At 44.8% G+C, this 20,650-nt stretch carries 12 protein-coding genes and 12 tRNA genes; 3 read left to right on the top strand and 21 right to left on the bottom strand.

Going from position 1 to position 20,650, the window contains the following annotated elements:
- Complete coding sequence (locus AABK40_RS04365) at positions 1 to 3,021, bottom strand: SusC/RagA family TonB-linked outer membrane protein (protein ID WP_332922604.1); 3,021 nt, start codon at positions 3,019 to 3,021, stop codon at positions 1 to 3.
- Positions 3,022 to 3,339: 318 nt separating this feature from the next.
- Between AABK40_RS04365 and AABK40_RS04360 the strand changes: the two genes are divergently transcribed.
- Positions 3,340 to 4,764: an exonuclease domain-containing protein gene (locus AABK40_RS04360; protein ID WP_338397734.1), complete on the top strand. Its 1,425-nt coding sequence runs from the start codon at positions 3,340 to 3,342 to the stop codon at positions 4,762 to 4,764.
- 502 nt (positions 4,765 to 5,266) lie between these two features.
- Here AABK40_RS04360 and AABK40_RS04355 read toward each other — a convergent pair.
- Together AABK40_RS04355 and AABK40_RS04350 are read right to left on the bottom strand one after the other, a co-directional pair.
- On the bottom strand, positions 5,267 to 6,046 hold the full coding sequence (locus AABK40_RS04355; RefSeq protein WP_338397733.1) for a hypothetical protein: 780 nt from the start codon (positions 6,044 to 6,046) through the stop codon (positions 5,267 to 5,269).
- Positions 6,047 to 6,378: 332 nt separating this feature from the next.
- Complete coding sequence (locus AABK40_RS04350; protein ID WP_338397732.1) at positions 6,379 to 7,839, bottom strand: sodium:solute symporter; 1,461 nt, start codon at positions 7,837 to 7,839, stop codon at positions 6,379 to 6,381.
- 238 nt (positions 7,840 to 8,077) lie between these two features.
- On the opposite strand from AABK40_RS04350, the gene AABK40_RS04345 reads away from it, so the two are divergent.
- The gene (locus AABK40_RS04345; RefSeq protein ID WP_338397731.1) at positions 8,078 to 9,289 is read left to right on the top strand and encodes an MFS transporter; all 1,212 of its coding nucleotides are present in this window, start codon (positions 8,078 to 8,080) and stop codon (positions 9,287 to 9,289) included.
- 123 nt (positions 9,290 to 9,412) lie between these two features.
- Here AABK40_RS04345 and AABK40_RS04340 read toward each other — a convergent pair whose 3' ends face one another.
- From AABK40_RS04340 to AABK40_RS04330, 3 genes are all read right to left on the bottom strand, one after another.
- Complete coding sequence (locus AABK40_RS04340; protein WP_338397730.1) at positions 9,413 to 10,600, bottom strand: hypothetical protein; 1,188 nt, start codon at positions 10,598 to 10,600, stop codon at positions 9,413 to 9,415.
- Positions 10,601 to 11,081: 481 nt separating this feature from the next.
- Positions 11,082 to 11,882 (bottom strand): DUF4249 domain-containing protein, encoded by an 801-nt coding sequence (locus AABK40_RS04335; protein WP_338397729.1) that lies wholly within the window; start codon positions 11,880 to 11,882, stop codon positions 11,082 to 11,084.
- 3 nt (positions 11,883 to 11,885) lie between these two features.
- The gene (locus tag AABK40_RS04330; protein ID WP_338397728.1) at positions 11,886 to 14,207 is read right to left on the bottom strand and encodes a TonB-dependent receptor; all 2,322 of its coding nucleotides are present in this window, start codon (positions 14,205 to 14,207) and stop codon (positions 11,886 to 11,888) included.
- Between the two features lie 466 nt (positions 14,208 to 14,673).
- Here AABK40_RS04330 and AABK40_RS04325 point away from each other — a divergent pair, with 466 nt between their 5' ends.
- Complete coding sequence (locus AABK40_RS04325) at positions 14,674 to 15,189, top strand: transposase (RefSeq protein WP_338397727.1); 516 nt, start codon at positions 14,674 to 14,676, stop codon at positions 15,187 to 15,189.
- Between the two features lie 249 nt (positions 15,190 to 15,438).
- On the opposite strand, the gene AABK40_RS04320 is transcribed toward AABK40_RS04325, so the two are convergent.
- From AABK40_RS04320 to AABK40_RS04250, 15 genes are all read right to left on the bottom strand, one after another.
- Positions 15,439 to 16,194, bottom strand: coding sequence for a LytR/AlgR family response regulator transcription factor (locus AABK40_RS04320; protein ID WP_338397726.1), 756 nt, complete (start codon positions 16,192 to 16,194; stop codon positions 15,439 to 15,441).
- A 115-nt stretch (positions 16,195 to 16,309) separates the two neighbouring features.
- Positions 16,310 to 17,986 carry an IS1182 family transposase gene (locus tag AABK40_RS04315; protein ID WP_338397725.1) on the bottom strand — a complete coding sequence of 559 codons (1,677 nt, stop codon included), beginning with the start codon at positions 17,984 to 17,986 and terminating at the stop codon, positions 16,310 to 16,312.
- A 162-nt stretch (positions 17,987 to 18,148) separates the two neighbouring features.
- Complete coding sequence (locus AABK40_RS04310; RefSeq protein WP_338397724.1) at positions 18,149 to 19,225, bottom strand: sensor histidine kinase; 1,077 nt, start codon at positions 19,223 to 19,225, stop codon at positions 18,149 to 18,151.
- Between the two features lie 96 nt (positions 19,226 to 19,321).
- Positions 19,322 to 19,396 (bottom strand) — tRNA-Pro (locus tag AABK40_RS04305).
- A gap of 16 nt (positions 19,397 to 19,412) precedes the next feature.
- Positions 19,413 to 19,490: transfer RNA gene (locus tag AABK40_RS04300), tRNA-Val, on the bottom strand.
- A gap of 33 nt (positions 19,491 to 19,523) precedes the next feature.
- Positions 19,524 to 19,610: transfer RNA gene (locus AABK40_RS04295), tRNA-Ser, on the bottom strand.
- A gap of 1 nt (position 19,611) precedes the next feature.
- Positions 19,612 to 19,687, bottom strand: a tRNA-Thr gene (locus tag AABK40_RS04290).
- A 60-nt stretch (positions 19,688 to 19,747) separates the two neighbouring features.
- Positions 19,748 to 19,822: transfer RNA gene (locus AABK40_RS04285), tRNA-Val, on the bottom strand.
- Between the two features lie 34 nt (positions 19,823 to 19,856).
- Positions 19,857 to 19,931, bottom strand: a tRNA-Pro gene (locus tag AABK40_RS04280).
- 88 nt (positions 19,932 to 20,019) lie between these two features.
- Positions 20,020 to 20,094, bottom strand: a tRNA-Pro gene (locus AABK40_RS04275).
- Between the two features lie 19 nt (positions 20,095 to 20,113).
- Positions 20,114 to 20,186, bottom strand: a tRNA-Thr gene (locus AABK40_RS04270).
- A 56-nt stretch (positions 20,187 to 20,242) separates the two neighbouring features.
- Positions 20,243 to 20,317, bottom strand: a tRNA-Val gene (locus AABK40_RS04265).
- A 35-nt stretch (positions 20,318 to 20,352) separates the two neighbouring features.
- A tRNA-Pro gene (locus AABK40_RS04260) sits at positions 20,353 to 20,427 on the bottom strand.
- Between the two features lie 18 nt (positions 20,428 to 20,445).
- Positions 20,446 to 20,518 (bottom strand) — tRNA-Thr (locus AABK40_RS04255).
- 56 nt (positions 20,519 to 20,574) lie between these two features.
- A tRNA-Val gene (locus tag AABK40_RS04250) sits at positions 20,575 to 20,649 on the bottom strand.
- Position 20,650 lies beyond the last annotated feature (1 nt).

Here is a 20,650-nt window from a genome sequence, read left to right as displayed (position 1 = left end):
TTAAAAATCAAGCTTTACACCCAAAGAGAAGCTTTTGGCCAATGGCATTGGACCACGCTGGTAACCTCGTGTATAAGCTGATTCTGTGTTGGCGTTGATCCCTTCAGGGTTAAGACCTGTATATTCGCTTGAAGTCAGATAAAGTAAGTTGCTGCCTGCGAAGAATACGCGAAGGTTCCTGATATGCTCGCTTTGCAGTGGGAAAGTGTAACCAAAGTTCAGGTTACGCAAAGCCACATAGGAAGCATCCTGCACGTGCCAGTCTGTTTCTGTTTTTCTCACGGTCAAACCGTCAGGATCATCCAAACCGATTTTATCGTTGGTACCTGCCCAGTGGGTTTGCAAATAGTGGTCATCAATATTGAAAACCGATGCACCATGCGATCCCTGGAAGGTAAAACTTAAATCGAACTGCTTGTATCGAACCGTGTTGGTCAATCCCCAAACGAAATCTGGATTGGCTTTACCCAAAACTTCCATATCATTCTCATCAATCACACCGTCACCGTTCAAGTCCTGCGCATACACATTGTTTGCCTGCAAACCGATTGGCCAGTAAAGGCCGAACTCTTCATCAGTAAGTTCACGCTTCACTCGGTAGCCATAGAATTGAGAGATTGGCGAACCTACCTGCGTCAGGAAGTGATTCGGACGCTTAGATTCTGTGGTAGACTGAAAGGAATCATGCTGACCGAAATTCAACACCTCATTTTTAGTGGTGGTAAGAGTTGCGGTGGTTTCCCAGGAGAAATCATCCTTCACAATGTTACGGGTGGTCAGTTCAATTTCCACCCCACTGTTGCGTACTTTTCCGTGGTTTACCCAAAGGGTTTCAAAACCCGACATCGACGGAATATCCATGTTCAGCAGCAACTGGTCTGTTGTTGATGAATAATATTGAACGCCCAGATACACACGGTTTTCGAACAAACCAATGTTCACCCCACCATTGTACTCAAAGGTTCTCTCCCAGCCCAAATCTGGGTTACTCTTGTTGTTCAGCACATAACCTGGCACCACATTATCGCTACCCGTTACATAGTTTCCAGAGGCCATATTACCAATGTGCAAATAATCGCCGATGGCATTGTTACCTGTTGCACCGTAAGAAGAAGTCAATTTCAATTCACTCACCACCTCACGGAACTGCGCCATGAATGGCTCTTCCATCAGTCTCCAGCCCACACTCACCGCAGGGAAATACCCCCATCGGTTGTTGGCGCCAAATCTTGAGCTGCCATCCCAGCGAGAACTTACCGAAAGCAAATATTTGTTGCGGAAAGCATAATTCACACGGGCCAAAGTGGAAACCAGATTGTTCTGTGTTTCATAAGTATCATCCTGAACCACCCAGGTGTTTGTCGCCGCAGAAGGTAACTGAATTTTATCATTCAAAAACCCATTGGCTCCCGTTCCCAGGCTGTTCACCTTATTGGTCTGGATTGTAAAACCACCCATGGCAGAAATCTCGTGGTCACCGATCTTCTTTTTGTAGTTCAGAATATTCTCATTCAGGAAGTTGAAAGTATTCTGATTGAGGTATAGCGCCTCAGGTGCACCATTTCGATGGCCGTAGGAAGTCTGAAAATAATTTCGCTGGAAGTTGGTATAATAAACGCCACCAGTGGAGCGGAACTCCAAATCGTCGGTGATCTGATAGGCTGCATAAGCATTCACATACATCCGAACGGTTTGCTCATCTTTCGGGCGCCCTACCAATTTGGCATAACCATTCACATTACTGGTATTTCGGATATCGGGGTAACCCTGATCGCCATAAATAGGGTTGGCACTCGGACGGAAATGCTCTTCCATCGTCCATGATCCTACGGGGTAGCCTGTCATTGCGGAAGTCTCTGGTGTGTGGAAGCTTGGCATCCATGAAGCACTACGCCCGACATCGTGCATACGCGTCTCGATCACGTCGCGCTGTTGCAACGAACCGTTCATATTTACCCCTACTTTGAATCGCTCATTCAGTTTGGTATCGACTTTTACGCGTAAAGAGTATTTTCTGAAGTTGTTACCTTCTACCACCCCTTCGTCGTCCATGGCCTGACCCGAGATATAATAGCTGGTATTTTCAGAACCGCCACTCAAATTGATCTGATAATTCTGCGAAAAACCTGCGCGGGTCATCTCTTCCATCGCATCGTAATTGTGGCCCAATTGCTGAGCGAACAAGATCTTTTCTTTGTCTGTTTCTGAAAGATTTGGCTTGTTGAGTGCATAATCTGCCCATGAATTTGGGTTGTCAAGATCGTAACCCAAAGCAGGGGTTTTCACACTCATGTTTGAAGTAAAGGAAACCTTCATTTTCCCTTTTTTACCCGTTTTGGTCGTAATCAAAATCACGCCATTGGCACCACGTGAACCATAAATAGCTGCTGATGCCGCATCTTTCAGCACCTCAATAGAGGCCACATCGTTCATGTCCACCGCCGAAAGATCATCAGGAATAGGGAAGCCATCCACCACGATTAATGGACCAGAACCCGCATTGATAGTCGCCTGACCACGAATCTGAATGTAAGGCGTAGCACCTGCGTCACCGTCGGTGGTTTGGATCTGTACCCCCGCCAGCTTTCCGTAAAGCGCCTGATCTACCCGAGGAACAGGAATTTGCTCCAGATTGGTGTTCTCCAGTTTGGCAATTGCCCCAGTAAGGTGTGATTTTTTTTGCTCGCCATAACCCGTTACCACAATCTGGTCGAGCATGACATTGTCTGTTTTTAGAATAGGATTGATTTCAGACCGATTCTGAATTTGGAGATGTTGGGTTTTAAAGCCGACATAGCTGAAGGTCAGGGTCTCCATGCCCTCAGGAACTTCGATGGTGTAGGCTCCATTAAAATCGGTTACTGTCCCGATCGTTGAACCATTGACCAGCACCGAAACACCTGGCAGCGCAAAACTTGTTTCGTCTTTTACAATCCCTTTCACCGTGAATGATTGTGCAAAGGCTGAACCCGCCATGAATCCCATGAGTAGAAATACACAGGTAGTAAATAATTTCCTCATAAAAATAAAGAAGTTGTTAAAAAATAGGTTAATGAAAACTGAAGCCTTCTACGCCACTACCTTATTCACTCGTTCAGCTTATCATAAATCTAATTTGGTAAACCAAAAACCAAATACCAAGAATTTTCATGATTATTTAATTTTATTTACATTATCGGCTATAAAAAGACCTATTTATTTACAATAATAGCATATAACAAGGGCTTGAATTAAAATAGTCTTAACAGGGCTAAAAACAACAAAATGTTCACGAAGGCTTCCCTTAATTGAAAAAAATACTGACCTTCGCAGTGGATAAACCAATAATAGAATTACCCTATGCGTACATTTCTTTTTTACGATTTAGAAACCTCAGGACTTCATCATGCCTTCGATCAGGTATTGCAATTTGGCGCCATTCGAACCAATGAACAGCTCGAGGAAATTGAACGCCACGAGTTCCGCATCAAAATACGCCCAGATGTGATCCCTTCACCTGAAGCGCTGACCACCACCAAGGTGAACCCCGAGTTGCTACATCAAGGAACGTACAATGAGTATGAGGCCATGAAGGTGATCCATGCGCTCATCAATACCCCAGAAACCACCTCCATCGGTTACAATTCTATTGGTTTTGACGACCTGATGCTTCGCCATGCATTTTACCGCAACCTCTTCGACCCTTATACCCACGGGTACAGCAACAAATGCAGCCGAGCGGATTTATTGCCCGTAGCGATTATCTACCGACAATTTGCTCCTGAAGGCATTCAGTGGCCCGTTACCGAGGAAGGCAAACCGAGCATGAAGCTGGAGCTGATCTCAAAATTGAATGCTTTGGCTTCTGGCAATGCCCATGACGCCATGGTGGATGTCGAGGCCACACTGGCACTCGCACGAAAAATGAAACAGAATGCCACCATCTGGAGCTGGGCCATGGGCTATTTCGATAAAAACAATTACAATAGCCGACTCGAAAAATACCTCGAAGCCAAAAAGCTTGGGGAACAACTGACTATTCAGTGGGGATTGCTGGTGGACAATAAACTTGGCGGACTGAACGGCTACCAGGCACCCGTGCTTTACCTCGGATTTACGGGCATGAAACAACACCTGTACCTTCAGCTTGACCGCACAGACTTGGAGGCTGCTGATCAGGAAGGGACGCTTAACGAACTCAATTGCGTGTGGAGAGGCAAGGCTGGAGAGCCGCCATTTATCCTTCCTTTTGATAAATTACAAAGCGAATATATTACTGAGGAACGTAGAGCACTGATGTCAAAAAATATACAGTGGATAAAAAATAATCCTCAGTCATTTGAGCAACTTCGCCAATTTCAGATTGATTTCAGATATGCCGAAGTACAAAATGTAGATGAGGATGATCGCATCTATCAGGGGTTTTGGGAGAGCAAGGTAAAAAACATGAACCTGTCCTTTCACCAAGCCAAAGACTGGAATGAAAAGTATGATATTGCGGGCCTTTACCCCAATGAAACTGTCCGAACGCTTGCCCGCAGAATTCTGTTCAGAAATGAAGAACGCCTGAGCCCTGAACTTGGCGCCCAGCAAATGGAATTTATTACGGAAAGATGGGCCGACGAAGACATTATCGATAAAACAGGCAGACCCCGTTTAACGGCTCAAAAAGCCCTTGAGCGCACGGAAGAACTCCTTCAGGAAGAAGATTTAGCCGACGATAATCGACAGATTTTAGAGGAATATATGGAATGGCTGCACGAAAGACTGGCCAATTTCTATTAACGAATCCTAAAATTGACCTTCCTGCTGCACCGTCGGCATATTGGTATTGATTTTGGCTAAGCAGATAAAAAAGGCGCCCTTAACAATGTAGCGATATAGTGTTAAGGGCGCTTCTGAATCAATCCATGATAATGAAATCACAGGGACTTTTTGGTATATATATTTTCCAGTACCAAATTCAATTGAATTTAAACAAATGCTATGCCACAAGGGCAAATCTCAAATATATAGACATCAATAATCATTGATGATTGATCGACTTTCAGACCTCCTGACAAATATCAATACTGAATATGTTAGTCTGAAGGTTTTGACCTAAAAAAACGCACTGAAATCTATTCCTTGTGCCATTATTAGATCAATGCATGCCAACAAATCCCCTCAGTGGCTACTTATCCGCTAATACTGATCATCAGCAAGGATAGACGCCGCTCCGTTGATGCTTAGTCGTGGCAGCCATATACTGCCTCCGACCGTTGATCTGCAAATAATCGTGTGGTTTTTACAAATCTGCCATCATGGCACTGATTCTGCCCAAAGCGTCAATTTTCGCATTAGGATTCACCACTCCACTATTGAATTTCAGCCAAACGCCTTCACCCGGATCAATGTATTTGGCACCTTGCTTGGGTTTTCCCTGCACCACTGCTTCCCAGTTGTACTCTGGCACATAAATATCCTTGAGGTAGTTCTTCACTTCCGCCCAAGGGTATTCTTTTTCAACGGGTGCAAGCCCTTTTTGCTCTTTAGTAATCAGAAACTGACGAACGGCAAACTTCACTTCCATGCTTACTTTCAGTGGCTGTTCCTCCGTCAGGTCCATATAGCGAATTTCCAGCGGCTTTGAACGACCTGCCAATTCATATACGGCCTGAATCGCTTCTTCCATAAAATACAACCATAAATCCATCTCTCCAGGATAGCCCACAAAAGTGTTCCCATCAAGATCGAGCAAGGTAACCTCAATCACAGGATCTTCAGGCTTGCGGCTGACCTTTTTGCGAATCCATGATGTTTTCGAAAGAATCTCCTCGAACTCCTCCTCCCACAAAACGGGCAAGTTCCCTTTCCAGCTGAAGTTATCATCAGGGGCAAAGCCTTCATCAACTATTTCCTGCTCCGACAGCTCCTCACGGAACAAATACTCAATCTTGTAGCGGGTAAATAACTGATCCTGAAGATCAATCGCCAACTCGTACTGACAACAAAACGGCGGAGGCACGTCCCCCGAGTAATATTTTATAGTAATGCCTGCCAAGGCAGTGAATCCAATATTTTCCATAGTGTAAAATTAATCAATTCATTTGAAAGGCGATAAACCTGATCGAATTAATGATTTGTTTTTATATTTTCAAAATCCATGGGTACAGCGCAGGGCCCTGTAGAGACGTTATTATTAACGTCTAACGTAGTGCTGATTTTATAGACTACCGCTTGAATTATTCAAATTGTGATGTGAGTCGTTAAAAATAACACCTCTACAAGCATTTCAAATTTAGACCTGGGGCAGGTTAAAATCCTTAATTTAATAACATTGAGTCAGCCCATACAGTAGGCAAATAATATTTCGTAAGGCAGTCTCATTAGTCAACCTCTCTTTAAAAAAAATCTGTGTTAATCTGTGAAATCTGTGGATGATATACTTGCCAAACGATTAAACAACGCCAACAAGCCCACCATCAATCCTCCATTCAAGATCAACAACTCAAAGCCAAACTGATAGCCCCAAAACCACTGCTGACTGTTGGTCGAAATTACCCAGCAAATTAAAGGCGCCAAGATGGAGGCCACAGGCGTTGCCCAAGCAGGCAAACTTCTTTCTTTAAAGAAAAATGCAAAGCAGAACATACCCAACAGCGGGCCGTAAGTGTATCCCGCCACTTTGAATACCGCCGTCACCACACTTTGGTTTTGTACCGCATCAAAGACCACAATCACCAACCACATTAAAACAGATAGACTGACATGAACCACCGTTCTGAAGCGTTTGGTGGGTTGTTTTTTATCGAACCAGTCGATACACACGCTCGTGGTAAGTGCAGTCAGGGAAGAGTCTGCCGAAGAATAGGCCGAGGCGATGATGCCCAACAAAAAGGCAATGCTCACGCCCACGGGCATGTATTGCAAAGCGAGCATCGGAAATAGCTGATCACCCTTTTCAGGAAAGGGCAATCCTGCATCGATGGCGTATAAATATAGACAGGCGCCTGTGAACAGGAAAAAAGCACAGGAAATCAAAAAGCTGATACTGAACCAGCGCATATTCTTTTGGGCGGAAGGCAGGTCTTTACAGGTCAAATTCTTCTGCATCATGTTTTGATCCAAGCCCACCATCACGATCGTAATAAAAATTCCTGCGAAAAACTGTTTGGGAAAGAAGGTCGCCGATTGCCATTGCCAGTCCCAAAGCTTGGTGTACCCCTGCCCCGAAGCATTTGCCCACAACTCCCCGAAACTCATCGATAGATGTGCCTTAATATAAAACAGGGTAACGAACACCGCCACCAGCATACAGGCTGTTTGCAGGGTATCCGTCCAGACAATCGTCTTGATACCCGAACGGAAAGTATAGGCGTAAATCATCAGGATCATGATTGCCACCGTGACAGGAAATGGAATACCCACAGGATCAAAAAAGGCCATCTGAAGAACCATCACCGCCAGAAACATCCGAAAGGAAGCGCCGATCAATTGCGACACCACAAAAGCTACCGAGGCCGTACGATGACTGACCCGCCCGAGTCGTTGGGCAATCAATTCGTAAATACTCGTTACTTTGTTCTTATAATATAAAGGCAACAGCACTTCGGCAATGAGCCAATAGCCCACAAAATTCCCCAACACAAATTGCAGATAGGCAAAGCCCTGCACATTCACCTGCCCCGGCACTGAAATGAAAGTTACCCCACTCAATGAAGCCCCCACCATTCCGAAGGCCACCAAATACCAGGGCGAAGCATGGTTTCCTGAAAAGAAAGCATCGCTGTTACTGTTGCGGCCAGTAAAATAAGAGAGCATGATCAGCAACAGGAAATAGGCAAAAAGGATAACAAAAACGAGCGTTGGTGACATCATAAAAATACTGTAGAGTCCGTGATAAAAGCTCAAAATTAAACCCTTTGCGCAAGGAAGCAAATAAATACCTCAGCTATCGCAAGCCCCCCTTCCCGTGATCGCTCAATAAATAAGCCTGAACCCGAGAAAGCGTAAAAGTATGTTTGTGCATATACTCCAAAATTGGTTTACCAATTATTGAACGATCCTTAGGTCAATTCAACTTATTGCCCTAATTTTGTGGCAGATAAAATCAAATATGAAGCAAACGTACGCACAACTTTTACGCAAGTCTCCAGGAGCGATGATCTTTGGGGCTAATCAGTTCTTTTTTTCAGCGATGGGCCAAGCCTTCTTGCTCAGCATGTTCGTTCCCCAGTTCATTGAACTTTCGGGCATGGACCAAAAAGGAGTCAGCTATATCTATACCGCCGCCGCTTTGGTGAGTGGCTTCCTGCTGTCATTTGTCGGGCCGATGGTCGATCGCTATGACATCCGCAAGTTCGCCTATTTCAGTGGCTTCGGCGGGGCGTTGTTCTGCATCCTGATGGCTAATGTCCATAACCCATGGATGCTATTGTTTGGTATCCTCGGGCTTCGTTTTTGTGGTCAGGCGATGATGCCTTTTATCAGTATGACCGCTATGGGCAAACATTTTGGTCCGAACCGAGGCAAGGCACTTTCCTTCTCGATGTTGGGCTTGTCGTTTGCCGAAATGCTGATCCCCGGAATCATCGTTGGGGCACTGAAAATCTGTGACTGGAAAACCCTTTGGTATGGTATCGCCATGATTGAAGGAATTGCCTTCCCACTGATCACCTATTTGTTGGTGGGACGCATTCCCGACTTTTGCAAAGTACAGAATACCGCCTCCAAGGCAGACAATAAAACCTTTATCAAGCAACTGTTCCGCAATCCCGTCTTTCTGCTGATGGCGACCATCTTCGCCTTCTCCGCATTCCTCAATGCGGGATTTTTGCTGAATCATAACCTCGTTTTGGAAGCTCGAAATTGGTCTTTGGAATGGTATGCCTTGGCGTTTGCCACCTTTGGCGTGGGACGTATTGTTGGTTCTTTTTCATCAGGTCCGCTGGTGGACAAGTTCTCCGCAAGAACCTTGGCGCCTTTTGCTCTGCTACCTTTATCCGTTGCCGTAGCGATCATCAGCCTGATCCCCAATCAATGGAGCTTACCGATTTTTCTGTTCATCTTGGCAGGCTCGCTGAGCATCAGCAACGTGGTCGGTACCGCCCTTTGGGCAGAGCTTTTCGGCGTGGACCGCGTGGGTACCTGTCGTGGATTGGGCAGTAGCTTCCTGGCGATCGCCACCGCTTTAGCCCCAACCATCTTTGTGTTCCTTTACTCATGGGACTTTCAAAATGCAATGCTGATTATTTTGGCAGTGCAGGTGGTGTTGTCTTGTGGGGCTTATTATTTGTTGCGGGCTAAGGAAAAGGTGGTTGTGGCGTAACAGACCTTGGAAATTAGATGATAACAAACAGGCTTGCTCTTATTGGCAAGCCTGTTTTTTTTGATTAATGTGTCTCGTTCTGATATAAGTTGCCATTTATACTTTCATCATATCGTATTCAAATCACCGTTTTAACCGCAGATAATCCACCGTCTGTTTCTTCTTCGGCACCCATTCAAATCGGTATCGGAAGCCAACCACAAACTGATTGAAGTAATGCTGACGGTTTTTATCGAATAGGGAAATCGGAACTTGATATTTCACATAAGCATCCAGCTTTGAAGCGTCGAAAAACGGAAAGGTACAACCTGCCTCCAACAACAGGGAGGTCTCCCCGATTGAGGTTATGCTCCCAGACATCCCTTCGCCCTCAATATCGCCACCAAAGCCTCCGCCTCCAGGACCGAAACCACCGCCTCCACCCATCCCTCCGCTTGGCATTCCTCCGCCCATACCGCCTGATACGGTGAAAGAAGTATCCATCTCGATGATACCACCCATATAACTTTGGAATGCCAATCCGCCTTGCAGATAGGTTTGTTTCTCCTTCCAGGGAAGGTATTTACGCACACTCACATTGATTTGATTATGTATCACCAAAGGAATTTCCCTTTGCAGAGTAATCGTTACTCTTCCTCCACCCATCATGTCCGAAGGATCCATCTGTCCTTTCATCTCTTCCTGCATGATCTTCTCCATATTGGGGAGTTTGAAGCGTGCATCATAGCTCAACATCCACATCCACCCTGAAGGATAAAGCTCCGAATAACCAAACTCATAACTACCGAAATAGCGAGGACCAGCTTCTTTGGTTACCGAAGTCTGAAACTGTTGGTTCAAGCCAACATTAAGTCCTTTGAAGCCTGCCCCATCCTGTGGTCGGGTATATTTCTCACGGATGTTACTTAATTTCACATCCCAATTGTAGTGCCGTTCACATTCGGCCAAAATATCCTCACGGGAAGTTTCAAGGGGCATCACCGTGTGCGCCAACTCTTCCTTGACAGGGTCGTCGGTCAGTAAAATCACCTGTGCAAACAGATCGGTATTGATCCCCGCTTCTATGGTGCGAATGAATTCTTCGCTTCCCTTTACAATCAGGAAAATCTTGTTCATGTTGATGCGGTGCCTGATATTGAGCAAGGCATTCATCTCTTTTTGCAGGTCTTCGAAAGACTGTTCCCAGCCTACATAATTGATGACTTTAGCCCCTTCTTCATAAAATGGTGGGCTGTATTTTTCTGACCACTGCACGTACAAAGGTTCGTGCTTAGGCGTGGCTTCTTCTTGATTATTTGCGAATACTGTCATCGTTGAAAAAAGGATGATCAGCAAGTGAAAAAATTTCATATAGTTGATGATGTTAGGTAATTTTTGGTAGGGTCTGGCCTAAGTGCCTGACCTCTATTTTATTTTCATGATCATTCAGGGGGACAACATCAATTTGATAATGGCATTCAAATTTTTATTCTGTTGGGTGCGGGGCTGTCGCACAACTCAGTTTTTTAAATTACGCACAAAATATTATTTCGTGAGCTGTACGGATGCACCTATGTGTGTATCCAAACCACCCAAAACTTATGATGATTCGGGCAGACACATAGGTCAGCCCATACAGTGGCCAAATAAAATTTCGTGGTATAATATCGGATTATGGTTGTGCAACAGCCCCAAAAGCATCATTTAAAAACGGTTTAGGTCAGACACATAGGTTTGACCCTACCTAAACGGAATATTATTAGGTGCTAAATTGAAATAATACGTCGTGTGGCAGTCACAGCGATCGGCACCTCTACTTCACCGTAAAATTCACCACATCCCTGCTTTGGGCAGAGAAATAACCCATGGCTTCATTAGACCAATTACTTGTTGGGTTGGCAGGGGTGGCACCACCACCAGGTCCCATTCCACCACCAATAATATTGCCCAAGGTTGAGAAATAAGCATAGGATGGTGCGTCAAAGTGAATCAGTTCTACTTTCATCTTCACCCCTTCCTCAAAGGTCTTGCGCACCATGGTCATATTGACCAACTGCCCATCGTTGCGGTCATCATTAAACACCACAAAATCATCGGAAGCATTCTGCAATTCCTCATCAATATAATATCGGATGCGGTAACGGTTTTCGACCTCCGCAGGATCCTGATAGCGCACATAAATCAGGTAACCAGCCTCAATCGGACCAAAGCCTTCCTGATATTCACCATACACCTCAGCGATCGGAATAGCGGGCAAGAGTTCGCTTTTGGCACGATACTCCTGCCCCTGCACATTCACTACCAACTCATACATTTGATAGTCGAGCTGATCTACCTTCACCATATAAACTCCTTGTTCTTTTTCTTCGACAGCCCAGCGGTTTCCCTGCTGATCCACCAACTCAATCTCTGCCCCTCCCACACGGATCACCTCGGCAGGATCAAAATAGGAAGCCGTCTCGGTGATCATGACCGTCAATTGCTGATCATCCTCACTCAGGATGCCCTCGATCACCAAACGGGTTTCACTTTCATCCAGATCAATCTCAATCACAGACTCACAAGCGAAAAACACACTACTCAACAACAGGATCAAATACAATGCTCTATTCATGACTTAAAATTTAAAGTTATAGGTAAATGAAGGCACCCAGCGGAACAAGGCCACCTGCACCGCTTCGGTAACTTGTGGGTCGTCCTCGGAAGGGCGGAAGGAGATCGTGTAGGCGTTTTCAGTTCCGAAGGTGTTGTAAAGCGAGATGTTCCAGCTCGATTCAAACTTCGGTGTTTTCTTAATGATCTTGGTTAAGCTAAGATCCAGTCGGCGGTAGTTCGGCATGCGGTAGCTGTTGCGGTCCGAATACACAGGAACAACTTTGCCATCAATAATCTGTCGGCCTGTCGGGAAGGTTACCGCATCGCCCGTGTAGAACATATAGTTCCCCGAGACCGTGAATTTATCATTGAGTTTGTATGCACCCACAAGAGAGAAATCATGGATACGGTCCTGACGAGAGGCGTACCACTCCCCACGGTTGATGCCATCGATTTGGCGCAAGGAGCGTGAAAGCGTGTAGCTTGCCCACCCTGTGAATCGTCCTTGGGTTTTCTTGAACATGAACTCAATACCGTAAGCCTTACCATCGCCATAAGCCAAATCCCCTTCGAGGTGTTCATTGTGGAATACATCTGCTCCGTCTTTGTAGTCGATCACATTTTGCATTTCCTTATAATAAACCTCGGTGGAGAACTCATACATATTGTTGCTGAAATTGCGGAAGTATCCCAAACTGATCTGATCGGCAATTTGCGGTTTGATATTATTGGAGCTCATCACCCACGTATCAGTTGGGCTCGAAGAGGTACTGTTGGTCAGCATGTGCATGTACTGATAGTTGCGGTTGAGTCCCATCTTCAGGGAGCTCTGATCATTGATCAAATAGGTTCCCATAAAACGAGGTTCGAAACCTCCGTGGAAGGCCATCACTTCACCCGATTCGAAATATTTCTTGGAGGTAACATTGCCCGAAGCATCATAGGTGTACTGATTGCCCGCACCTACCTGATGGAACATCGAATAGCGCAAACCATAATTCAACTGCCATTTCGACCCGACCTTCGCTTCATGCTGAATATAAAAAGCACTCTCATAGCCATATTTCTCTTCCGCTTTGGTAGAGTTCACACCCGACTCAGCACCTGCCACAACATTACCAGGCTGAATCGTATGCTGAATCACATTGGCACCAAATTTCAGGTCATGGTTTGGGTGAAGATTCAAAGAGAAATCCTGCTTTAAATTAAAATCACGGATCACCGATTCCAAGCCAACAGACTCCTCACCACTGCCCATGCTTACCCCATATTGGTAATCACTGAACACAAGGGAAGTATTGGAGAAAAGTTGTCCACTGAAAATATGATTCCATCGTAAGGTACCCGTCGCATTTCCCCAATCGATGCCCATTGCATCATCAAAACCGAATTTATCCCGACCGAAATAACCCGACACAAACACACGGTCTTTGGAGCTGACCTGATAGTTGGCTTTCATATTCAAGTCATAGAAATAAAGACTTGAACCATCGAATCGATCACTCAGCCCAAGGAACATATCAACATAAGTACGACGACCAGAGATGATAAATGAACCTTTATCCTTTACGATTGGACCTTCAAGCGTAAGACGAGATGCGATTGTTCCAATACCACCCGATCCCGAAAAGTTCTGATTGTTACCATCCTTCATGCGGATGTCCATCACCGAAGCCGTGCGCCCACCATACTCGGGCATCGTCGCCCCTTTGTACATGGTTGCGCCCTTCAGAGCATCACTGTTAAATACCGAAAAGAAGCCCAACAAGTGGGAAGGGTTGTAAACAGGTGCTTCATCCAATAAGACAAGGTTTTGATCCAGTCCACCACCACGCACATAGTAACCCGCGCTTCCATCACCCGCAGGCTTGACCCCAGCGGTGGTCTGTATCGCCTTGACGATATCGGTTTCCCCACCGAAAGTAGGGAGATCTTTCATGCTCTTGGGGCTAAGGTAAACCGCCCCTGCATTATTTTGGGTAACGTTGGCGTCTTCACGCTCGGCAGAGATGACCACCTCTTCCATCTGCTTAACGGCAGGGCTCAGACGGATATTGATGCTTTGGTTTTTGGTGAGCTTGACCGTCTTAACGATCGGCTCATAACCAATGTAGGAAAACTGAATGTCATAGGTACCTGTGGGGAGTTTCAAGGCATAAAAACCATACTCATTGGAGGTGGTACCGACTCCCGCCTGACCGACCACTACGGCGTAGGCCATCATCAGGTCCTCGCCCGTATTGGCATCCTTGATCGTTCCACTCAAGGTATATTTCTGCCCCTGCCCCATCACGGCAGTGCAAACAAACAACAACAGCCAAAGGCCAGCAATTATTCTTCTCATATTGATAGTTGGGATGTTTAGATGTCCCAAAGCTACCATCAATCGTGTTGGTTTGGCGTCAAAAAATCACTGAAACGGACAAATCAGCGGTTGAAGTGGGCATGACAAGCAAAGCTCAAATACAATCGATATTAGGTTTAAGAAGAATTTGATTTTACCGCTGTACGGGCCGACCTATGTGTCTGCCCAAATCATCATAAAGTTTGGATACACACATAGGTGCATCCTTACAGCTTACAAAACATATTTTCTGTTAATTTCAAAAAAGTGAATTCTGATACTGCTCCAAACCTGATTTTACCGCTGTACGGGCTGACCTATGTGTCTGCCCAAATCATCATAAAAGGGCGGAATTTGAATACACACAAGACCATACATTAACAAAAATTAAACAAACACATCATTTCATTACATCCACCTAAAAAACACAATTACCAAATTATTCTTAATGTTAAAAAACATCATTATGAATAGAGATACCTCACAAATAGGGCATAGAAAAAGCCTTCGCCTAAAAGGATTTGACTACTCTAACCAAGGGCTATATTTTGTGACCATCAACACAAATAAACACCACAGTCTTTTCGGGAAGATTCAAAATGAAAAGATGGTTTTAAACTCTGCAGGAATCATGGTTGAAAGGTGGTATTTTGAATTAGAAAATAAATTTGAATCAATCAAATGCTTATCTATGGTCGTAATGCCAAACCATTTTCATTGTATAATCCAAATTATAGACTACCCACACATTAATAAAAAAGCAACTCTTGGAAGAGTTATTCAGTGGTTCAAAACCATGACGACCAATGAATATATTCGCAGAGTAAAAGGATTAGGATGGACTCCATTTGACAAAAAACTTTGGCATTGGAACTATTGGGAACACATCATTAGAAACGATCAGGCATTTGACGAAATTGAAAACTATATCTTGACCAATCCTACCCGTTGGGAAAGTGATCGGTTTTATTGTAAGGAATAGTTGAAGGATACACACATAGGTGCATCCATACAGCGTCCTAAATAAACTTGTTCCTAAAATCGTTGAGCAATGCCTTTCGACAGCCCTAAATTAGATAGCTGTACGAGCTGACCTATGTGTCTGCCCAAAGTAATCATAAGTTTAAATGGTTTGGATACACACGTAGGTGCATCCGTACAGCGTTCAAAACAAGCTTACTTGAGAATCATGGAACTAAGGCATTAGAGTATTAGGGAGAAAAGCCTATCCTCAATACGCCAACCACTCCAAGAAAGCCGAAGCGCCTGCCTTGCTGACCAACAACTGCTCCGAGCATTCGACCGTCGGCTGAACCAACAGCTTCCTGCCAAAGTATTTGGACACCTTGCTGATGCCTTTGCGCTGAATGATCGCCTGACGGTTCAGTCGATAGAACTCCCCACCGAGTCGCTCCATGATTCCATCCAGTGCTCTTGGGTAAGGATAGCGAGTTCCTTTGTCGGTGTAAAGAAAACTGACACCTTCCTGATAATGAACCAAAACAACATCATCCACCTTCACGGGAATAATCTGATCTCCCTTTTCGATCAGGAAATGACTCATTTGGGTGGGCGTCAGCACCTGCTCAATCGCCTGCTGTTGTTTTTGATAAAGAGTTGTATGACCATTGGAGGTCAGTTGTTGGTATTTATCGAGGGTCTGAAAGATGTCTTCCTCATCAAACGGTTTAAGGATATAATCCACCCCATTGGCTTTGAAGGCTTCGAGGGCATAATCATCATATGCGGTACAAAAGATCACGGGACAGCTCGTCTCTACGGTTTTAAAAATCTCAAAACTCAAACCGTCGGGCAGTTGGATGTCCGAAAAAAACAAATCGGGTTGCGGGTGCTTCTGCAGGTAGCTCCGTGCTTCTTCCACACTCTTGAGCACCGCCAGCACCTTGATGCTTTCATCATAGTTGTTGATCTGCTCCTGTAACTCCTCGGCAATCAGTGCCTCGTCTTCGATGATGATAATGTTCATGGAATGAAAAAATTATAGTTTACAAATAGGCTGTCGAATATTTTTGTACCTATCGGTACGGGGCTGTCGCATAACCCTTCAAAAATCGGGTAAAAATGGAATTTTACCACGATTTTTAAAATTTGTACAAAAATTGATTTTGAATAAAAAACAGGCTTTGAGAGTGAAATTCGAACCTCTTGAAGCCTTTTTTTATCCATTCTCCGAAAAACACAAAAAGTAAAACTCGAATTAAGGCCTTTTTACTGTATTTGGCCATTTTCGAAAGATTGTAAGAAAGTGAAAGCAATAGAAGTTCTGCACCGACTTTTTCAAGTCCGCGTAGCATGAATCTTTTGAATTTTAAATTGTGTTTGATGTGGCCAAATACCGTCTCGATATCATGGCCTCGCATTCTCATTTTCTCTCCTCCTTCTTCGGATTTGATGGTTCGTCGGGCTCGTTCTTTGTGCCGTTGAAAGTTCCTGTTTACCACAATCTGCTTAACTTTACCCTTCATCGAAAAGCACTTTTCCCTAAACGGGCAGTCCGAACAATCAGCTGATTCATATACATCCCGATGTGATTCATAACCGCTTTTGTTTGTTACAATATTATGCTTTTTCCACGTTAACTTCCGACCGTTGGCGCACTCATAATAGTCACCCTCTTCATGATAAAGCATGTTCTGCCACCTCGAAATATCCTCCTTAAATGTCTTCTTCGACTCCTTGTAATAACCTGTAAATTTAACGTTCGGACTCACCCCGTTTTGTTCTAAATAATCAAATACAGCTTCTGTTCCGTAGCCCCCATCAGCCGTCAAAGTCTCTGGCATTGAATCCAAGTTGACCTGTTCAAGCATCTTTGATCGCTCCTCTAAATGATCTATCGTGCACGCTGAATCACCACCATTTTGATGAGCTGTAGCCCCAGTAATAAACTCTCCGTTTGTACCCACTTGCACGTTATATCCTGGACGCGACTCATCATTTTTCATCCGCATATATGTCGCATCTATATCTGTTTTTGAGTAAGAATTCCGCTCTCCAAGCTCTTGAAGCTGATCTTCGTAACCTTTTAGCTTATCTGCTCCTTTTTTCAGATGCCTACATCGGGTTTCGATTTTCTTCTTTTCCTTCGGTGGCAAATCCTCGTTAATTGACTTTTCAATTTCTTGTGCTTTAGCATAAACCTCTTCACTTGAGAAATCTTCACAATCCATTTTATGCCCCTTTTTAGCCTCTTCCTCCGACTGCTTTTCGATCTCATCTATCTCAGCAAAGAGTGCTATGATTTTCTCACGAACCATCTTACTGTATCGAAATGCATTTTTCTTAAAGACCATTTTATACTTGTTCGCATCAGCCTCAAGCTTAGTGCCGTCAAGCACATAGTCCTCAAGATTCACAAGCCCTTTCTCCACAAGTAAAAGAATCAGCTGAACGAAGACATCCTGAAAAATATCGAGAAAATAGAGACTCCGAAATCGAGCAATCGTCGCATGATCAGGATGCTCGCCACCACAAAGCCAAAGGCACGGAATCGACTCATAGGTAAATGCCTCAATTTTGCGACTACTGAAAACTCCACTCTGATAACCAAAAAGCAAAAGCTTCATCATCATACGAGGGTTATAGGGAGCGTTCCCTCCTTGATTTGTAAAGTAACGAGCCAACAAATCCATTGACAGCCCATTAACAAAACAATCAATCACCCTTGCGATATGCCCTGGCGGAACCAGCTCCCCAAAACTCAGAGGAAACAGGCTAACCTGATCTTTTTGGTAAGATTTGAATTTCTTCTTGATCATGGAAAAGTACTTTTTTTAATACCTTAATATACTTAATTTCCATGACATTTATTTTGAAACGAAGGGCTGAGAATCTGCGACAGCCCCCTACGCAGTAGAAACCTTCACTGGTCGTAGCGTTCCGCTACGATCCAAAACACGCAAGCGTCTTCGTTGGCATCCTTAAACCGCCCTAAAAATAAGCGTAAAATGTTCTTCAGGCTTGAAATCAATCTTCAGGTAATCTTTTCCATAAAAAGAAAAGCGCTGTTCGAGGTTTTTCAATCCTACCTGCGTGGAGGGTACCTCCTCAAGTTTGGGTATATGATTATTGGTGAAGGCCAATGCACCGTCGTCCATTTCATAGAGTCGCATCACCAAGGGGTTTTGTTCGGAAAAAGCGTTGTGCTTGATCGCATTCTCCACCATGGATTGCAAAGCAAAGACGGGCAAAGTCTTATTTCGACGAACATGATCAGAAACATCCACTTCAAAAAAGATGGCCCCACTGAAGCGTACCTTCTGAATATTAAAGTACCGCTGACTGTGTGCAATTTCGTCTTCTACCAAATTCATGTCCTTACCTTTATCTGTTAGAGATTGCCTCAAGAACATCGAGATCTCCTTCAGGTAGCGTTCGGCTTCGGTCTGATTCTTTTTAATCAAAAGTTTCAGGGTAAAGAGGGTATTGAAAAGAAAGTGCGGATGAATATTATGCTTGAGGTTCTCCTTCAATGCACGCTCATGCTCCACGGCAAGCTCGGCTTTCTCCAAAGCCAATTGGTTACGTTTGTGCCGTTCCTTGACCAATGAAAAAATGATCAGCATGATGCTGTTGTTGGCGACGGTGGAGAACAAGGGATAGTAGCGTACAAAACCAACATTATCCATCACCGCTCCCTTCTTTATGTGTAGGAACGTCATAGCCACCAATAAAATCACCCCGTAAGACAAGACATACCTGATAAAGCGTTTCTTCCCTTTGAAAATATCTTGAGGAAGAATATGAAATAAAAAAATATTGAACAGCCAATGGGTATAAAGAAAAACGCAGAGCATCACAATACCAAAGAGTGCTTTGGGTGGGTTGACTTCTTCGGCCAAGGCACCACGCGATGACATGGTCATTAGAAATAAAGACAATGGTCCAAAAGAATACAGTGCAAGGATTGGACTCGTCAGTCGCGCTACCCTCAGAAGCTCCTGCATCTCGTAACTGGCATGCTTGAGCCTCGGTTGAAAAAGTTGAAATACCCTCATGCTAAGGTCAAAAATATTATGGGTTGATGTTCTCTCTGGCAATAAAGCTCAAAAGTATAGACAAAAAAAAAGACATCCTATACAGAATGTCTTAAGTCGGGGTGGCAGGATTCGAACCTGCGACCTCCTGCTCCCAAAGCAGGCGCGATGACCGGGCTACGCTACACCCCGAAACGGTCACCAAAAGTGGTGGGCCCTACTGGATTCGAACCAGTGACCCCCTGCTTGTAAGGCAGGTGCTCTGAACCAACTGAGCTAAGAGCCCGTAACGTTAAGGCATGCCTTAACGCAACAGTAGCAGAGAGTGGGGGATTCGAACCCCCGGTACGGTTACCCGTACGTCAGTTTAGCAAACTGGTGGTTTCAGCCACTCACCCAACTCTCTATGGAGCCTCCAGTCGGACTTGAACCAACGACCTACTGATTACAAGTCAGTTGCTCTACCAACTGAGCTATGGAGGCTTATCAGACCGATGTCCGAAAAGTTTATTTCAATAAATGATTTCACAATCCTATTGATTGTGGGCCCTACTGGATTCGAACCAGTGACCCCCTGCTTGTAAGGCAGGTGCTCTGAACCAACTGAGCTAAGAGCCCTTATTTTTTTAAATGGTTACGGTTCCATTTTTCGTCGGGGTGGCAGGATTCGAACCTGCGACCTCCTGCTCCCAAAGCAGGCGCGATGACCGGGCTACGCTACACCCCGAAAGGCCCTCGTTTTTGAAGGGATTACAAAGGTAAATGATTTTTAACAAACCGCAACTTTGCAATCAATTTTTATTTATTTTTTATTGTCGGGGTGGCAGGATTCGAACCTGCGACCTCCTGCTCCCAAAGCAGGCGCGATGACCGGGCTACGCTACACCCCGAAGGTTTTTTTCCTTCTTGAGCCTCCAGTCGGACTTGAACCAACGACCTACTGATTACAAGTCAGTTGCTCTACCAGCTGAGCTATGGAGGCAGTATCAAATTCTCATTCGATATGCTCAATATGTGATCTCACAATCCTATTGATTGTGGGCCCTACTGGATTCGAACCAGTGACCCCCTGCTTGTAAGGCAGGTGCTCTGAACCAACTGAGCTAAGAGCCCTTTATTTTTTTAAATGGTTACGGTTCCATTTTTCGTCGGGGTGGCAGGATTCGAACCTGCGACCTCCTGCTCCCAAAGCAGGCGCGATGACCGGGCTACGCTACACCCCGAAGGTTTTTTCCTTCAAGAGCCTCCAGTCGGACTTGAACCAACGACCTACTGATTACAAGTCAGTTGCTCTACCAGCTGAGCTATGGAGGCAGTATCAAATTCTCATTCGATATGCTCAATATGTGATCTCACAATCCTATTGATTGTGGGCCCTACTGGATTCGAACCAGTGACCCCCTGCTTGTAAGGCAGGTGCTCTGAACCAACTGAGCTAAGAGCCCT

Source organism: Persicobacter psychrovividus (genome assembly GCF_036492425.1).
In the GTDB taxonomy this organism is placed as follows: domain Bacteria; phylum Bacteroidota; class Bacteroidia; order Cytophagales; family Cyclobacteriaceae; genus Persicobacter; species Persicobacter psychrovividus.
Note: the sequence above shows the minus strand (reverse complement) of the source record. Positions and strands in the feature narration are given on the sequence as shown.

Bases quoted from the DNA above. Each gene is read 5' to 3' on its own strand.
- AABK40_RS04345 (WP_338397731.1), top strand. From the start codon at position 8,078: ATGAAGCAAACGTACGCACAACTTTTACGCAAGTCTCCAGGAGCGATG.
- AABK40_RS04365 (WP_332922604.1), bottom strand. From the start codon at position 3,021: ATGAGGAAATTATTTACTACCTGTGTATTTCTACTCATGGGATTCATG.
- AABK40_RS04340 (WP_338397730.1), bottom strand. From the start codon at position 10,600: ATGACAGTATTCGCAAATAATCAAGAAGAAGCCACGCCTAAGCACGAA.
- AABK40_RS04355 (WP_338397733.1), bottom strand. From the start codon at position 6,046: ATGGAAAATATTGGATTCACTGCCTTGGCAGGCATTACTATAAAATAT.
- AABK40_RS04315 (WP_338397725.1), bottom strand. From the start codon at position 17,986: ATGATCAAGAAGAAATTCAAATCTTACCAAAAAGATCAGGTTAGCCTG.
- AABK40_RS04320 (WP_338397726.1), bottom strand. From the start codon at position 16,194: ATGAACATTATCATCATCGAAGACGAGGCACTGATTGCCGAGGAGTTA.
- AABK40_RS04310 (WP_338397724.1), bottom strand. From the start codon at position 19,225: ATGAGGGTATTTCAACTTTTTCAACCGAGGCTCAAGCATGCCAGTTAC.
- AABK40_RS04330 (WP_338397728.1), bottom strand. From the start codon at position 14,207: ATGAGAAGAATAATTGCTGGCCTTTGGCTGTTGTTGTTTGTTTGCACT.
- AABK40_RS04325 (WP_338397727.1), top strand. From the start codon at position 14,674: ATGAATAGAGATACCTCACAAATAGGGCATAGAAAAAGCCTTCGCCTA.
- AABK40_RS04350 (WP_338397732.1), bottom strand. From the start codon at position 7,839: ATGATGTCACCAACGCTCGTTTTTGTTATCCTTTTTGCCTATTTCCTG.
- AABK40_RS04360 (WP_338397734.1), top strand. From the start codon at position 3,340: ATGCGTACATTTCTTTTTTACGATTTAGAAACCTCAGGACTTCATCAT.
- AABK40_RS04335 (WP_338397729.1), bottom strand. From the start codon at position 11,882: ATGAATAGAGCATTGTATTTGATCCTGTTGTTGAGTAGTGTGTTTTTC.